Below are 15,454 nucleotides of genomic sequence, written 5' to 3'. Positions count from 1 at the left end.
TGCTTATAAGTTAAATCATTAATCTAGAGTTATAACGTTGTTGTCAGAAGAAATATTTTCGCCTACTTTGTTGGGGTTAACTGAATCGTCATCCTCACCTTCATTAACGTTAATACCATATCCAAACTCACGTGCATATATCCCTTGCTCAGTTTCTCGAGAGAACACTTCTAGTACAGATTCTATAGGTATTACTACTGACATAGATTGACCATCAAATGTAGCGTCAAAAGAAATTTTTTGGTCATCTATATGAAGGTTTTGGATAGCTTGTAGGGATAAATCTAATAGTATTTTGTTGTCTTCATCTACATAATTAGTTGGCACTATAACACCATCATATTCGGTATCTACTAGCACATATGGTGTAAATCCATGGTCTACTAACCAGTTATATGTCGCCTTAATTATATAGGCTCTAAGCATTGCCATATTTAGCTCCGTCTTTAATAGTTTTAACAAAGTTTGGTTCATTAAAAAGAGCTTTAATTTCTTTAATGATATTTTTGTCTTTAGTTGGAATAGCTATTTTTAGTTTAATGAAATAATAAAAAACAAAAGTCATAATAAGTGTTAAAACGTTTATGTTTTGAGAGTCAGGGTTACTTTCAGCATTTATATCCCTTTCATTTATAACTGTTTTATAAGTTTTGATAAGCTCTTTTTGCATAGCGTTTTTTATTTCATTAATTTGTTCTTGGCCTAAGTCAAGCTCACACAACTTATGAATATTTTGAAGGAAGCTTTTATTAACATGTTCCAAAAGAATTCTGGCATTAGCTCGCTGTTTCGGAAACACAGGAAACATGGGCGGAAAAGGGTATAGGTCCTCTATAGCCTCTATAATAACTCCTAATCGATAAACGGCAAAATCTTCAGTAGTTAATGTAGGGATATTGCCGTTAGGAGTTATAATATTTAGTTCTTCAAAATGTTTAGAGTTTTCCTCGTCTGAAACATCTATAAATTTAGCATTAGCTCCTTTTATAAGAAGGATCATGCGTACTATATCACTATAGATATCATTCTTTTTTGTGTATAAAACCAAAGTTTTAACCTCCTAATAGATAAAAAGAATAATAGATAAAAAAGTATAATATAAAGATATATTAACGCTTAGAGAACTGTCTTTTTCTACGAGCTTTTCTAAGGCCTGGTTTTTTACGTTCAACTTTACGTGAGTCACGAGTTACAAAACCTGCTTGACGTAAAGCTGGTTTTAGATCTTCATCAAACTCTATAAGAGCTCTAGTAACACCTAAACGAATAGCACCTGCTTGACCAGTTGATCCACCACCTTTTACAGTTACTTTTAGATCAAAATTATCAACATTATTTGTTAACTCTAAAGGTTGTTTAACAATCATGCAGTCTGTTTCACGGCATAAGTATTGTTCTAATGGAAGACCATTAACAATAAACTGACCTGTACCTTTTTTCATAAACACACGAGCTACAGAGCTTTTGCGACGACCTGTACCATAATTATATTCTGACATCTTTTCCATCCTTTTTTAAATATTTAGAGCTTGAGGTTGTTGAGCTGTATGTGGGTGATTCTCACCAGCATATACCTTTAGTTTTTTAAACATAGTGCGACCTAAAGGGCTTCTTGGTAACATGCCCTTAACAGCTTTTTCAATGGCTCTTTCTGGATGAGTTGCTATTAGCTTTTCAAAAGATATAGATTTGATTCCACCAATGTAGCCAGTGTGGTGGTGATAAATCTTTGTTTTTCTTTTGTTGCCAGTTACAGCTACTTTTTCAGCATTTATTATAATAACATAATCACCAGTATCCATATGTGGAGTATATTCTGGCTTGTTTTTACCTCTTAGGATCATAGCTACTTCTGTAGCAAGGCGACCTAAAGTTTTATCTGTAGCATCGATCAAAAGCCAATCTCTTTTGATATCTGATGGTTTTGCAGTAAACGTTTTCATCTTTATTCCTATTTTATTGTTGTAAATTACTCAGTTTTCGCAAAAAATTATTTCAGCAAGTTGCTTAAGACTTGCTAAATTTCTAGCGTGCTAGTTTAAATTTTAAGCAGTTTACATAATACATTTTTATTTGCAAATAATCAAATTATATGGGGGTTTTATTCTGAATAATTCTATCAGCCTCTTTATTAGATCTTCTGATACAATTTTCAATTGCTAATCTATCAAAGAAATTACCAGTAATATATAAGTTGTGGGTTTGTAAGAGTTCTTTTTCTAGATCTTCTAAAAAGATACTGTGGTTACGATGGTAGCAGGGTAAAGAGTTATTTTTTACATGGATATGTAAAATATCTTCTTTGCTTATTTTTAGTAGTTTAGCTATTTTCTCTATTAAATCTTCTTGAGAGATGTTTTTATAACAATGAAACACTATAGCTCTATAGCTTGGATGATCAACAACATCTCTAGAAACAGCTGAAAAGAAAAATTGCTCTTTACCTATCAAACCAGCTATATTCTTAATATGTTTTAAGTTCTCTTTTCTAATTACAATACCAATACTTGTTAGTTTAGACGTAGTAGGACGATAAGGGTGATTAGTTATAGTTGGTAAAATGTTTTTAAGTAGTCTTTCTGTAACATACCACGGTGTTGCAAAACATAAATTATCACATGAGTATTTGGAATGATTTGTTTTTATGGTCCATTTATCTTTTACTTTTATTATTTCAGTAACTTTTTCTTTTATAATATTTTGAGAGTTTTTTTTAAATAGATCAGATAAGCCATTTTTTAAAGTAAAGCTTCTGGGTAATGACGTATTTCGGTCATATTTCTTAAAAAGATATTCCATAGGAAAGTTTTCACTATTTTGTGAAAGTACAGCATTAAAACAATACTTTAAGGTCTTGGTATAGTTTGACTCTCCAAAAACTTTTTTAGCATATTCACTAACAGTTTTATTATTTTTTGGTGTCTTTCTATTTTTGATAAAATTGAACACCAATGTAAAAGGATTTAGGTTTGCAAAAATACTTCGGATTTTATTGTTAGATTGTACAAATAAAAAAGGAGCTTTTTTTCTAGGTTGTATATTGTGTTCAAGGATATTATTTTGAATATATTCTATAGTATCTGAGTAGGAGTTGTATATTGTATGTGCACCCATTTCAAACCAAAAATCTTGATAAGTGGCAGAGTCAATACAACCACCGATTTTATCAGCTTCAAAAATGCAATTACCTATATTTGCTAGGCTTAGTTTTTGAGCTAAGCTAATCCCAGAAATTCCACTACCGATTATAATTGTATCTATATGTTTCATATTTTTTCTTTAGGTAAAAGTATCCATAGTTTACCCTGATTATTCATGTGACCGGCATTAAATTCAGCTTGGTCACCATGCCCCCAAAAAACATCACCTCGTATCGCTCCACGTATCGCTCCACCCGTGTCTTGGGCAATCATTAGTCTATCTAGAGAAACAGTTTCGCTACGGTTTTTTTCATAATATTGGGTTTCTAACCACATTGGTATACCGTAAAGATAATATTCGTCATCAATAGCTAGTGAATAACCAGGGGTTAATTCAACTTCTTGAGCACCCATGGCATTTTTAGCATCAATATATCTAAAAAAAACAAATGATGGATCGTAACTAAGAACTTCATCAATTTTGTCAGGGTTGTTATGGAGCCATTCTTTTATAGACTGCATAGATATTTTTTCTAGAGGTATATGGTTATGATCAAGTAAGTATTTTCCTATAGGCTTATATGGGTGACCATTTTCGCTATCATAACCAATTAAAATATCACCACTTTCAGTCTGAATCCTACCTGATCCTTGGATTTGTAAAAAAGAGCGATCAACTTTTGAATTTACCCATACTAAAACATCTTTATTATCAAAAAGGTTACCACTAGATATCTCAGCTCTAGTATAGTAAGGAACTAGTTTATTATTTTCACACCTACCAAATTTGTATGAATCTCCTATGTTTGGTATTTTCACCAGGTCTGTTGGAGTTTTGTAAATTGGAACATTATATTGTAGAGTTTTAACTAAACTTCCTTGCAGAGTTGGCTCGTAGTAACCGGTAAAAATGCCTGTATTTTTATTATTAAATATTATTTGGTAAGGCGAAAAATTTTCTTTAAAAAATAATCTTGCTTCTTCAATAGTGTTAATTTTAGTATTTATAGTCTTTTTACATATATTAATCCAGTTATTATACTCAGCTTTGTTTTCTTGAACGATTTTTCCACAAGATAATTTAAATGCATTAAAGGATTTAAGTTGGTCGGCATTATTCCAATTTTTTAAACTTTTAAAAGTTGATTTTTTATATGTTACTTTATCTGAGTATTTTTCTGTAAGATAGCGTTTAGCATTTAGATTTGTACACCCAGCTATAAATATTATTACTAGTAGAACACCTAATTTTTCTAAAGTTTTCATTGTTTTTGAGCGCTCATATTTAAAAAATACTAATAATTTCTTGAAAATGATAGAAATAACCATTATGTTTAAAACATCTAACAAATTGTAGTATTAACGGGATTAAAATAAAAGGTTGTTTTATGGGTAAAGAAGAAAAAAATCAAATAGAAGATAAAAACTTTGACACCGACAAAGAAATGGAGCAAAAACCTTCTAGTAGGGCTGTTCATGAATTGTCTATAGAAGAACAGTTAGAAAAGTCAAAAGATACTATTAAAGAACTTGAAGAAACTTGTGATGCTATGAAAGAGGAAGTCTTAAGAGCTAAGGCAGAAGCTGAGAATACACGTAAAAGAGCAGAAAGAGATGTTCAAAATGTTCGCAAGTTCGGTATTGAAAAGTTTGCAAAAGAGCTTTTGCCTGTTATGGATAGTATAGAGCAAGCTCTTAAGCATGAAGTTAAGTTGGAAGAAGCTATCGCTATGAAAGATGGTGTAGAGTTAACAGCAAAGATCTTTGTAGATGCACTTAAGAAAAATGGTCTGGAGGAGGTAGACCCGGTAGGTGAAAAGTTTGACCCGAATATGCATGAGGCAATGGCTATGATTCCTAACCCAGAGTTTGAAAATGATACTGTTTTTGAAGTGTTTCAAAAGGGTTATTTATTAAATGGCCGAGTTATTAGAGCTGCTAAAGTGATAGTGGTAAAAAATTAAAAAATCTTCTTGAAAAACTGATTAGAACTACCATATTTATTAGATAAGTTTATGGTATGTTTTTTAAAAAAAAGAAAATGAAAAATAGGAGAATAAAATGGGCAAGATAATAGGAATAGATTTAGGTACAACTAACTCATGTCTGGCTATTATGGATGGTAAGAAGGCAAAAGTTATTGAAAACGCTGAAGGACATAGAACTACTCCATCAATAGTTGCTTATACAGACAGTGGAGAAATTTTAGTAGGGCAAGCAGCTAAGAGACAGGCTGTAACTAACCCGGATAACACTTTTTTTGCTATCAAAAGATTAATTGGTAGAAAGTATGATGATAAAGCTGTACAAGATGATATTAAGAAAAAAGTGCCTTATGCAGTAATCAAAGCCGAGAATGGAGATGCTTGGGTTGCTACTAAAGATGGTAAAAAACTAGCTTCACCTCAAGTATCAGCTGAAGTTTTAAGAAAAATGAAAAAAACAGCAGAGGAGTTCTTAGGAGAACCAGTTACAGAAGCTGTTATCACAGTACCAGCTTATTTTAATGATAGCCAAAGACAGGCTACAAAAGATGCTGGTAAGATTGCTGGTCTTGATGTTAAGAGAATTATTAATGAGCCTACAGCAGCAGCTTTGGCTTATGGTGTAGATTCTAAAAAAGGTGAGCAAACAGTAGCTGTATATGACTTAGGTGGGGGTACATTTGATATATCTATTATCGAAATTGCTGATGTTGATGGAGACAACCAAATAGAAGTACTATCTACAAATGGTGATACTTTCCTTGGTGGTGAAGATTTTGACTTAGCATTAATGAATTATTTAATTGATGAGTTTAAAAAAGAGCAAGGAATAGACCTACATAATGATAAGTTAGCTCTTCAAAGAGTTAGAGAAGCTGCTGAAAAAGCAAAAGTAGAGTTATCTTCAGCGCAACAAACAGATGTAAACTTACCTTATATTACAGCTGATGCTACAGGACCTAAGCATTTAAATATCAAGATAACTAGAGCTAAATTTGAATCTCTAGTTAATGATTTGGTTGAAAGATCATTAGAGCCATGTAAAAAAGCTTTAGAGGATGCTGGACTAAGTAAATCTGATATAACAGAAGTGTTACTAGTTGGGGGTCAAACTCGTATGCCTCTAGTACAGCAAAAAGTAAAAGAATTTTTTGGTAAAGAGCCACGTAAAGATGTAAACCCTGATGAGGCAGTAGCTGTGGGTGCTGCTATTCAAGGTGGGGTATTAGCTGGTGATGTAAAAGATGTACTTTTACTTGACGTAACACCTCTTTCTCTAGGTATAGAGACAATGGGTGGGGTTATGACTAAACTGATAGAGAGAAATACAACTATCCCTACTAAGAAGTCACAAGTCTTCTCAACAGCTGAGGATAATCAGCCAGCAGTAACTATACATGTACTTCAAGGTGAGCGTGAAATGGCTTCCGCTAACAAATCTTTAGGTAGATTTGATTTAGCTGATATTCCACCATCTCCACGTGGTATGCCGCAAATTGAGGTTACATTTGACATAGATGCTAACGGTATCTTGAATGTATCTGCCAAAGATAAAGCTACTGGTAAAGAACAAAATATTGTGATTAAGTCATCAAGTGGCTTATCTGAAGATGATATCGAGAAAATGGTTCAAGATGCAGAGGCTAATGCTGAAGCTGATAAAAAATTCCACGAGCTTGTAGCAACTAGAAATACTGCTGATAACTTGATTCATAGTGCTAGAAAAGCGATAAAAGAGCTAGGTGACAAAATAACAGCCGAAGAAAAAGAAAAAGTTGAGGCTGCTTGTAAAGATTTGGAATCTGTAATAAAAGGTGATGATAAAGATGCTATAGAAGCTAAGACTAAGGTTCTAGAAGAAGCGTTTACACCAGTTGCTCAAAAAGCATATGCAGATACTCAGTCTGCTGCAGGTGGCGAGAAAGCTGCTCAAGGTGAAGAAGCCAAAAAAGGTGATGATGTTGTTGATGCTGATTTTGAGGACGTTGATGATAACAAAAAATAGTTAAACCTTTAACGATCAATAAAGTGTGGTTTATCCACACTTTTCTATTTGGTATAATTTTCCTAAATTTTTTATTGGTTATAATATTATGCAACAGAGATGTTACTACGAAATACTTAATGTTTCAAAGACAGCAGATATCACTGAAATAAAGAGGTCTTATCGAAAATTAGCAATGAAATATCATCCTGATAGGAATCCTGGTGATAAACAAGCAGAAGTGAAATTTAAAGAAATTTCAGAAGCTTATGAAGTATTAAGTGATAAGCAAAAAAGATCTAGATATGATCAGTTTGGTCACGCTGGGGTTAACCAGCAAGCAGGAAATGGCTCTGCTGGAGGCTTTGGTAGTTTTGAGGATATATTTGATACTTTCTTTGGTGGAGGTTCTGCTCGCGGGTCAAGTAGAACACGCCAGTCTAGAGGTAGTGATTTAGAGTATACCTTAGAAATAACTCTAGAAGAGGCATTTTTAGGAGTAGAAAAAGAAATAACTATTCCAAGGATGTCAACTTGTGAGAGTTGTGATGGTACAGGATCTAAAACTAAATCTAAAGCGACATGTCATGCTTGTCATGGTCAAGGTACTATCCGTAGACAGCAAGGTTTCTTTGCTTTTGAACAAACTTGTCCTGTGTGTAACGGTAGTGGATCTAGTGTTGCTGATCCTTGTGATGATTGTTATGGTTCAGGGAAAGTTAAAAAACATAAAACACTAAAAGTTAAAATACCAGAAGGTGTTGATAATGGAGATAGAATAAGATTACCAGGTGAGGGCGATGCTGGGTCAACTGGTGCTATGAATGGTGATCTATTTGTCCAAATTATCATAAAACAACATAGTATTTTTGAAAGAAGAGATATTAACCTATATTGTGAGATGCCGATTAGTTTCACTACAGCTTGCTTAGGTGGGGAGATTAAAGTCCCGACTTTAGATGGAGAAGTTAAGCTTAAAGTGATGCCAGAGACTCAAACTGATAAGGTTTTTCGTTTAAGAGAAAAGGGAATGAAGTCTCTTCGTGGGCATAGAAGAGGAGATTTGCTTTGTAAAGTGGTGGTTGAAACTCCTGTGAGTCTTAACTCCGAGCAAAAAGAGTTACTCAAAAAATTTGCTGAGAGTTTAGGTGAAGATTATGAAAGTAAACATTCACCAAAAAGCAAATCTTGGTTTGATAATGTTAAAGACTATGCTAAGAAATTTTTTGAGTAGAAATTAAAAGTTTAATTTTAGAGTTTGATTAGAAATTTGGTATTAAAGCCATTCTTCTTTTATGGTGAGAGCGATTATGCCAATAGCTTATTTTTTCAAGTGCTGCTGGTGATATTTCTTTACCGTCGAGAAAACTATCTATTTCCTGATAAGTAACTCCCATTTCATCTTCATCTGTTTGGCCTTGCCAAAGACCAGCAGAAGGCGCCTTAGTTAGGATATTTGCTGGAACATCTAAGTATTTACCTAATTCAAACACTTGAGATTTTTTAAGGTTTATCAATGGTAGTATATCAGCAGCTCCATCACCAAATTTAGTAAAATAACCCATATACCATTCACAAGCATTATCTGTTCCAACTACTATACGGTTATTTTGTTGGGCATAAGCATATAAATACATCATTCTAAAACGAGCTTGAGCATTACCTTTTATGACATTTTGTCTATCATTCTGTGAATTTGTAAATACTTGTGTAGATTGTAGAAAACTTTCATAAACTGGTTGGATTGGGATTATATGATATGGAATTTTTAATTTATTTATAAGTTCTAAAGCATCTATTATATCTTGTTCTGGATTGTTTTCTGATGGCATTATTAAAGCTGTTACCGGAAGATCAGTTTTGACTAAAAGTGATGCACATACTGCAGAATCTATACCTCCGCTTATACCAATTACAAAACCTTCAGCAGGATAGTTTATACAAGTATCCGTGAGCCACTGTACAAGTTTTTCTGAATATTCTGTAGGATTGAAATCTTTTACTATATTCATGTTTAAGCCCTATTTTACTAAAGTTAATCTACTTGAATCTAATTTTTTGCGACCTAATTTTGCTTGGGGTTTACCGTTTAGCTCTACACAGTCACCTGTAAAACCTATCTTTACTTTTAAAAGTGAACTACCAACGCCATATATATCAACAGGAGTAGCATCATTCTGAAACTGTTTGATTTTTTCGTGATCAAAGTTGCCAGAGGCTATTATTTTTACATTGTGAAAACCTTCTTTATCGAGTGATTTACGTAAAACTTTTATAAGCTCTGAATTTACTCCACGTGGATCAAAGCTGCCCATTTTCTCAGAATTTCTTAGAAAATACTTGTCAACCATGGTTGGTGAAGTATCAACTCTTACAGCAGCAAGCTTTTGACCAAACTGGTGAGCTACTTTTAGTGAATCTATAACTACGTCATTATTGTAATCTACAAGAGCTATTAAAGGTTCAGTTGGAAAGGTGTTTACATAAGCTTGGCAAGCTTTTACTAAATCACCGTTAAAGTTTTGAATTAAGGCGTGTGGCATAGTTCCTATACCGTTGATACCAGTCCAGGCACCCATAGCATCGGTAGCTACTTTTTTTATTCCACCAATATTTACAGCATAACCATCGCCTGATTGGGTTGTGTATATGTCTTCTCGGTCACCCATGAAAATTATTTCTTGATCACCGTTAAGTAAATTTGCAAGATCAGAAGCATTAGTAGCTAGACTAGTTCTGCGAGCTAATATCCCATCAATTATACCCTCAAGAAACCCAAAGTCTTTATATTCACCTTTTATTGTTAATACTGGCTCAAAAGCTGATATTTCATCACCATCGTGTAAAGCTTTGATTTCTAATTTATCATAATTTTTAGCAAACTTTTGAATTAAAGCTAAAGATTCGTCCACGCCGCAAAGTATAGCTTTTTCTTTACGTTGAAAAAATTGCAATAATACAATAGTAGAAAAGGGTTGCTGCTCTAAGATTTGTTGAGTTTTTAAAAAATATTTAGCAGAATAAAATCCTTCTTCGATTTGCTTATCAAAATTAAAAGTTTTATCAGTAAGCCTACTTATCTTACCATTTTGCTTGAGTATAAATTCACAATCTTTCATATAATTTAGAAGTATAAATAGAAAATTATTGTTTATTATAGCCCACTAGCGACACCGAAGTATATTGTTTAAAACAACTATTTAAGCAACAGGCTCTATATGCGATAATTTTCTAAAAGCTAGATTATATTCTCAATGTTTATATCAGTTCCGAAATGCTCTTAAGTTTTATGTTTACTATTAAGTTAATTTATTGCGAAATATTATAATATAGTTTTAATATATATTATATTGATAAATAAATTTTATTGGTGTTTAATATATAAATAATATTTTAGTTTTAGGTAAAACAAATTTTTAATATATATGATTGTTTATGTAAAACTAATTGATAGGACCAAGTAGAGATAAGGAGAACTTTATAATGCAATCTAATAAGTTTTTGAAAGCTAGGGAAGATTTGATTCAAAAATTCAAAAAAGTGGAATTCCAAAAAGATAAAGACACTATTTTTTGTAAACTAAAAATTCCATCTGCCGATATTATATTGCATCAGGGGAAATGGTTTAGATACGAGGAGGTGAAACTGAACGAAAGAAAAAAATTTATTACTCCAAAAGCTTCCTTAGGGATCCAAAATATAAATGGAAGAAGGATAGAAATTGATCTTATGATGCGTGAAGATACAAACGATATATGCTATAACATAAGTTTTTGTGATGGCCAGAATATAGTGTATTATTTATGGGACGTTGCTGAATTTCAAATGTTATCGCATAATGCTAACTCTAGAATTGCAATCTCCTATAAAAAATATCTTGAGAAGGATTCTAGGTTCGAAGATATACATCATCTGTCTACTTCAGTAAAATCAGTTATTAATAAGCCATACACTTATGAAAAATTTTATGATAAATTTTCTATCCTAAACTTTAGACTTCCATGAATGGAACCGTTGGAAACTAAAATTGTACAACACTAATTGTGTTAAAAATATTCTCAAAATGCTCATTTACTACATGTAAACTGTGCTTTTTCAAATATTTTTGCCTTATTATTTGCCTAATTTCAGCTTTCTACAGTCCCTGAACCTTATTAGACAGCCACCCTTATTTTGTGATGAGCGCGTGATTATGCTAGTAGCTATTATTGCCTCCTTAATCACTATTTGTCAAAGGCCGGATTGTTATAATTAGGGTCGCTATAGTTATCAACATTGTAACCACTACCTAAAGCTTGATAAAGATTAACTACACTAATTAGAGATTTTAGTTTAGCTTGATTTGTTTGCATTTGTTGATTAAGGATATTCAAGGCGATTCCTGTCAATTGAGCTTTACTAATAGCGCCATTCTGGTACTGTTTATAAAGTATACTTTGTTGTTTTCTAGTAGATTCCAAAGAAAGTTTTTGTTTGTTGAAATTTGTGTTATTTGCGGCTCTTTCAGACAGACTATCATCAACATCTTGGAATGCTTTTTGAAGTGTGGAGATATAATCATAATACCCTTGGTAAAATTGTGCTTTAGCTTTGTCACTATCAGCTAAAATGCTCATGTTAAATATAGGTACAGCAGAAACTGCTTGGGCCGCCCAAGCCCAAGCGTTCATAGTTGCTAATTCACCTAAAGCTAAAGTTGCATTACCAAAAGTTCCTGTTAGATCTATGCTAGGGAAAAATTGTGATCTTGCTAAACCAATATTTGCATTAGCTGTTTTAAGTTTGTATTCAGCTATAGCTATGTCAGGACGATTTTCTAAAACCTGAGAAGGCATATTGACTGGGACTTTAACGTCAGCGTTTATATCATTAAAATTTCGTGATATAGTAATTTTTCCAGGATTTTTACCTAGCAGTATTTTAAGGGTATTTTGAAAGTGCACTATATCATTGTTTATGATAGCAACTTTACCTTTTTCAGATTCTAATTGCTGCTTAATTAATTCAGACAGCATAGGGGAATTAGCGCCTAGTTTATGCTGAGCATTAGCATAACGATAAAGTAGCTCTAACTGGTTTACCATTTGTGATTGTAGTTTAAGTTGTTCTTGTGCTGTAAGTAATGAAAAATAAGCTGCACTGACTTGGCTAATTATAGAAAGACGAGTAGCATTTTTGATATTTTCTTGCATACTTTTGCTAAACCTGGAGATTTCGCCTAGTTTAAATTGTCTAGCTATGTTGATAGTGTAGCTTGGAATTATACCCACAAGACTACCACCAGCTAGAGTCGATCTAGGGATGTTTAAATTAGGAATATTAGTACTGGAATTGGTATCGAATGTTTGGGCAATAAACCCGCCTCCACCAACACTAGCTGTAGGTAGCCAACCATAGTTAGCTTTGTTTATTTCTGCGTTTGCTTGAAGAATATTGCCTATTGAGACTTGTAGACTATTGTTATCTTTTAATGCTGTGGTAATAAGACTGTTTAATACAGGGTCATTAAATTCACGCCACCATGCTAGACTTGTTAGATCCCAATCCTTTGTATTATCAATGCCTTTATTTTGACTGTTCCAAAGGGCAGGCACCTCTATCTCTGGTTTTTCATACTTAGGGCTAAAGAAGCTGCAGCTAGATGTAACTAAAGTAGTTGTAATTAAAATTATAGGTAGTGTAATTTTTTTTAACATAATAGTTTTCACCTATAAAGTATTAATTTTTACAGTTGCACTTGCGCCAACTCTTAAAGGGTAATTAGGATCATCTTTTAATACTATCTTAACAGGAAAGCGTTGGGTAACTTTCACCCAATTCCCAGTAGCGTTTTCTGGAGGTAGTAGTGAAAAGACAGAGCCTGTGGCGTAACTTAAACTATCAACTTTTCCAGTATATATATGGCTATACATGTCTAGTTTAACTTTCACTTTTTGTCCAGCTTTGATTCTATCAAGGTCTGTTTCTTTAAAGTTAGCATTTATCCACCATTTTTTATTGTCAATAAAACCAAATAAGGGTTGGCCTGGAGATATAAGCTGTCCTTTGTATATTTTTAAGTTAGAAACATAACCATTAGAAGGAGCTGTAAGTGTTGTATATCCTAAGTTTAAGTTGGCGTTTTCGGAATTTACTTGAGCAGAGTGTACTTGAGCTTTAGCTATCTCGACTTGAAGTAAGGCTTGTTTTAAAGATGAAAAGGCTTGGTCAGATGCTTTTTCTGCTTGTACGCGTTGGTCAGTATACTTTTGAGCGTCTTGTAAAGATCCAGCATCTTCATTATAAAGCTCAACGTATCTATCAGCCATACTTGTTGCAGTTTCAAGAGAGGCCTTTGTCTTTATAAGGTTTGATTTTGCTATAGATACTTGCTCGTTTGCTACAGCTAATTGTCCTTTTGCTTGAATCAAACTGGCATTAGCTTGGGAAACCTTAAGTTGGTAATCAGTAGGGTCAATTTGAATTAACTTATCACCTTTATGCACATATTGGTTATTTTGAACATACACTTTTTCTATATATCCTCCAACTTTAGCAGATATATTTATGACATTAGCATCAACGTAGGCGTTATCTGTGCTAGGATATATTTTATTATACATATAATACCCATATATACTAAAACCTGTAACTACCATAATGCTGATACCAATAGCAATTTTTTTTGGTGAGAACTTTGTTGTTTTATTATCTTGGTGGGCTTTATTATCTTTAGTTTCTGACATTTTATTAACCTTATTATACTAATTAATTTAATGTGCCACTATGGCGTGGGTGTCTTCTGGAGGTTCTTTTAATAAAAATGGTACAACAGCTAAAAAAAGACTAAGTATACCGACTACATAAAAAGAGTTCAGATAGCTTAGTAAGCTTCCTTGGTGTATTACTTGCTGTTTTGCCATAGCAATAACAGTAGAATCTGAAAGTGGAAGTTTGCTGCTCCAAGCTTGAAAATTTTGATTCAGCGAAGATATATTTTGAGATAGTTCCTGAAAGCTAGTTTGTTGGCTCCTAGAGATAAATGTAGCGACAAAAGCTGTTCCTACAGAACTACCAAAGTTTCTAAAAAAGTTAAATGAGCCAGACATATCTCCCATATCTTCTTCAGCGATACCAACAACTAATATGCTCATAAAAGGTATAAAAAACATCATCATACCAACTCCTTGTATTATAGTGGTTATTACTATATATAACTCATTAGGAGTAGCTGAAAAATGAGCTTGCATAATACATGATATGCCAAAGGTGATTATTCCTAAGCTTATCGTTTTTCTTACGCCTATTTTTTTAACTAAGTATGCTTGGGTAAACGCAGCACCAAATACAGCAGCAACACCTCTAGGAGCTGTGATATAACCAGCTAGATCGACAGGATAGCCATATACTTGTTGTAGCATAGTAGGTAGATACGCCATTGCTGCAGAAAATAGTAAAACGAAAGTAAAGCATAAAAAGCATGCTAGTACAAAATTGATATTTTTAAAAATTCTAAATTTAACTACTGAGGAATAAATTAAACCTCGCCATATGAAAAAGCCTAATGATATTATAGATATAGCAAATAAGATAATCATTTCTATAGAATCAAACCAACCATTTGTATTACCATTATCAATAAAAAATTCTAAGCAGCCTACACCTATCGCCATAAAACTAAAACTTGTATAATCTATTTTCATCTTTTTAATTTCTGTGGTTTCCATCATAAATAAGATGATAACAAAAGCTACTATACATAAAGGCACGTTGACATAAAAAATCCATTCCCAAGACATATTTTCACATATTGCTCCACCAAGTATAGGTCCAAGTATAGGTCCCATGACAATAACCATACTATATATGGTCATCATTTTTTTATACTCATCATTTTTAAAGTTTGTTGAAATATACGTTTGAGCTACAGAAGGTAAAAATGCTCCACCTATCCCTTGAAATGCCCTAAAAATAATCATCTCTGTAAGCGATGTAGATAAGCCACACATAATAGATGAGATACCAAAAACTACAGACGAAACTAACGCTACACGTTTAATTCCATATTTCTCTATTACTAAACCAGATAGCAATATAAATATAGCCGCAGAAACTATATACACGGTAGTCACATCAGCTATAGTTTCAACGTTTGCGCCAATAGCCCCCATGATCTGTGGTATGGCTACAGCAACAATTGTTAAATCAATTATTTCTGCCAAAGCAAGCAAGCTTATCGCTAGTGCAACAATAGTACGTTTTTGGCCCCAAAAGCTTTTGGTAGGAGAGGGTGTATTTGCTTGCATGTCAAATTTTAAAATAAATTAAATACAAAAATATGGCAAAAGCTTATGCCAAAAGAGCTT

Annotated in this window: 15 protein-coding genes; 4 read left to right on the top strand and 11 right to left on the bottom strand. The window is 33.1% G+C overall.

The window, feature by feature from the left end; genetic code table 11:
• Positions 1-18: 18 nt before the first annotated feature.
• The 6 genes from mglB to mltA form a co-directional block, all read right to left on the bottom strand.
• Positions 19-432, bottom strand: a complete 414-nt coding sequence (gene mglB / locus E3E15_RS06025) for a transcriptional regulator MglB (RefSeq protein WP_172106977.1) — start codon at positions 430-432, stop codon at positions 19-21.
• The gene (mglA, locus tag E3E15_RS06020; protein ID WP_172106976.1) at positions 419-1,048 is read right to left on the bottom strand and encodes a transcriptional regulator MglA; all 630 of its coding nucleotides are present in this window, start codon (positions 1,046-1,048) and stop codon (positions 419-421) included. The genes mglB and mglA overlap by 14 nt, the downstream gene beginning before the upstream one ends.
• A 61-nt stretch (positions 1,049-1,109) precedes the next feature.
• Entirely contained in the window at positions 1,110-1,499 is a 390-nt protein-coding gene (gene rpsI / locus E3E15_RS06015) for a 30S ribosomal protein S9 (RefSeq protein ID WP_035719940.1), read from the bottom strand.
• Positions 1,500-1,514: 15 nt separating this feature from the next.
• Complete coding sequence (gene rplM, locus E3E15_RS06010; protein ID WP_035719938.1) at positions 1,515-1,943, bottom strand: 50S ribosomal protein L13; 429 nt, start codon at positions 1,941-1,943, stop codon at positions 1,515-1,517.
• A gap of 145 nt (positions 1,944-2,088) precedes the next feature.
• Entirely contained in the window at positions 2,089-3,270 is a 1,182-nt protein-coding gene (locus tag E3E15_RS06005; RefSeq protein WP_172106975.1) for an NAD(P)-binding protein, read from the bottom strand.
• A complete protein-coding gene (gene mltA / locus E3E15_RS06000) occupies positions 3,267-4,406 on the bottom strand; it encodes a murein transglycosylase A (protein ID WP_172106974.1) in 1,140 nt (379 codons plus the stop codon). Before mltA ends, E3E15_RS06005 begins: the two co-directional genes overlap by 4 nt.
• A 122-nt stretch (positions 4,407-4,528) precedes the next feature.
• Between mltA and grpE the strand changes: the two genes are divergently transcribed.
• The 3 genes from grpE (at position 4,529) to dnaJ (ending at position 8,343) form a co-directional block, all read left to right on the top strand.
• A complete protein-coding gene (grpE, locus tag E3E15_RS05995; RefSeq protein WP_172106973.1) occupies positions 4,529-5,104 on the top strand; it encodes a nucleotide exchange factor GrpE in 576 nt (191 codons plus the stop codon).
• 97 nt (positions 5,105-5,201) lie between these two features.
• A complete protein-coding gene (gene dnaK, locus E3E15_RS05990; protein ID WP_172106972.1) occupies positions 5,202-7,130 on the top strand; it encodes a molecular chaperone DnaK in 1,929 nt (642 codons plus the stop codon).
• Positions 7,131-7,218: 88 nt separating this feature from the next.
• On the top strand, positions 7,219-8,343 hold the full coding sequence (gene dnaJ / locus E3E15_RS05985; protein ID WP_172106971.1) for a molecular chaperone DnaJ: 1,125 nt from the start codon (positions 7,219-7,221) through the stop codon (positions 8,341-8,343).
• A gap of 28 nt (positions 8,344-8,371) precedes the next feature.
• On the opposite strand, the gene nadE is transcribed toward dnaJ, so the two are convergent.
• Both nadE and E3E15_RS05975 read right to left on the bottom strand, forming a co-directional pair.
• Entirely contained in the window at positions 8,372-9,121 is a 750-nt protein-coding gene (gene nadE, locus E3E15_RS05980; protein ID WP_172106970.1) for an NAD(+) synthase, read from the bottom strand.
• Positions 9,122-9,130: 9 nt separating this feature from the next.
• A complete protein-coding gene (locus E3E15_RS05975; RefSeq protein ID WP_172106969.1) occupies positions 9,131-10,228 on the bottom strand; it encodes a nicotinate phosphoribosyltransferase in 1,098 nt (365 codons plus the stop codon).
• Between the two features lie 364 nt (positions 10,229-10,592).
• Here E3E15_RS05975 and E3E15_RS05970 point away from each other — a divergent pair, with 364 nt between their 5' ends.
• Positions 10,593-11,114 carry a hypothetical protein gene (locus E3E15_RS05970; RefSeq protein WP_172106968.1) on the top strand — a complete coding sequence of 174 codons (522 nt, stop codon included), beginning with the start codon at positions 10,593-10,595 and terminating at the stop codon, positions 11,112-11,114.
• A 218-nt stretch (positions 11,115-11,332) separates the two neighbouring features.
• On the opposite strand, the gene E3E15_RS05965 is transcribed toward E3E15_RS05970, so the two are convergent.
• From E3E15_RS05965 to E3E15_RS05955, 3 genes are read right to left on the bottom strand one after another with little or no spacing between them, the layout of a single operon-like run.
• A complete protein-coding gene (locus E3E15_RS05965; RefSeq protein ID WP_172106967.1) occupies positions 11,333-12,805 on the bottom strand; it encodes an efflux transporter outer membrane subunit in 1,473 nt (490 codons plus the stop codon).
• A 12-nt stretch (positions 12,806-12,817) separates the two neighbouring features.
• Complete coding sequence (locus E3E15_RS05960) at positions 12,818-13,834, bottom strand: HlyD family secretion protein (RefSeq protein WP_035719921.1); 1,017 nt, start codon at positions 13,832-13,834, stop codon at positions 12,818-12,820.
• 27 nt (positions 13,835-13,861) lie between these two features.
• Positions 13,862-15,394, bottom strand: coding sequence for an MDR family MFS transporter (locus tag E3E15_RS05955; RefSeq protein WP_172106966.1), 1,533 nt, complete (start codon positions 15,392-15,394; stop codon positions 13,862-13,864).
• Between the last annotated feature and the right edge of the window lie 60 nt (positions 15,395-15,454).

The organism is Allofrancisella frigidaquae, assembly GCF_012222825.1.
In the GTDB taxonomy this organism is placed as follows: domain Bacteria; phylum Pseudomonadota; class Gammaproteobacteria; order Francisellales; family Francisellaceae; genus Francisella; species Francisella frigidaquae.
Note: the sequence above shows the minus strand (reverse complement) of the source record. Positions and strands in the feature narration are given on the sequence as shown.

What these genes read in the sequence shown, in the direction of transcription:
- E3E15_RS05975 (WP_172106969.1), bottom strand. Translation starts at nt 10,228, where the DNA reads ATGAAAGATTGTGAATTTATACTCAAGCAAAATGGTAAGATAAGTAGG.
- nadE (WP_172106970.1), bottom strand. Translation starts at nt 9,121, where the DNA reads ATGAATATAGTAAAAGATTTCAATCCTACAGAATATTCAGAAAAACTT.
- dnaJ (WP_172106971.1), top strand. Translation starts at nt 7,219, where the DNA reads ATGCAACAGAGATGTTACTACGAAATACTTAATGTTTCAAAGACAGCA.
- grpE (WP_172106973.1), top strand. Translation starts at nt 4,529, where the DNA reads ATGGGTAAAGAAGAAAAAAATCAAATAGAAGATAAAAACTTTGACACC.
- mltA (WP_172106974.1), bottom strand. Translation starts at nt 4,406, where the DNA reads ATGAAAACTTTAGAAAAATTAGGTGTTCTACTAGTAATAATATTTATA.
- E3E15_RS05970 (WP_172106968.1), top strand. Translation starts at nt 10,593, where the DNA reads ATGCAATCTAATAAGTTTTTGAAAGCTAGGGAAGATTTGATTCAAAAA.
- dnaK (WP_172106972.1), top strand. Translation starts at nt 5,202, where the DNA reads ATGGGCAAGATAATAGGAATAGATTTAGGTACAACTAACTCATGTCTG.
- E3E15_RS06005 (WP_172106975.1), bottom strand. Translation starts at nt 3,270, where the DNA reads ATGAAACATATAGATACAATTATAATCGGTAGTGGAATTTCTGGGATT.
- rpsI (WP_035719940.1), bottom strand. Translation starts at nt 1,499, where the DNA reads ATGTCAGAATATAATTATGGTACAGGTCGTCGCAAAAGCTCTGTAGCT.
- E3E15_RS05960 (WP_035719921.1), bottom strand. Translation starts at nt 13,834, where the DNA reads ATGTCAGAAACTAAAGATAATAAAGCCCACCAAGATAATAAAACAACA.
- E3E15_RS05965 (WP_172106967.1), bottom strand. Translation starts at nt 12,805, where the DNA reads ATGTTAAAAAAAATTACACTACCTATAATTTTAATTACAACTACTTTA.
- E3E15_RS05955 (WP_172106966.1), bottom strand. Translation starts at nt 15,394, where the DNA reads ATGCAAGCAAATACACCCTCTCCTACCAAAAGCTTTTGGGGCCAAAAA.
- mglB (WP_172106977.1), bottom strand. Translation starts at nt 432, where the DNA reads ATGGCAATGCTTAGAGCCTATATAATTAAGGCGACATATAACTGGTTA.
- rplM (WP_035719938.1), bottom strand. Translation starts at nt 1,943, where the DNA reads ATGAAAACGTTTACTGCAAAACCATCAGATATCAAAAGAGATTGGCTT.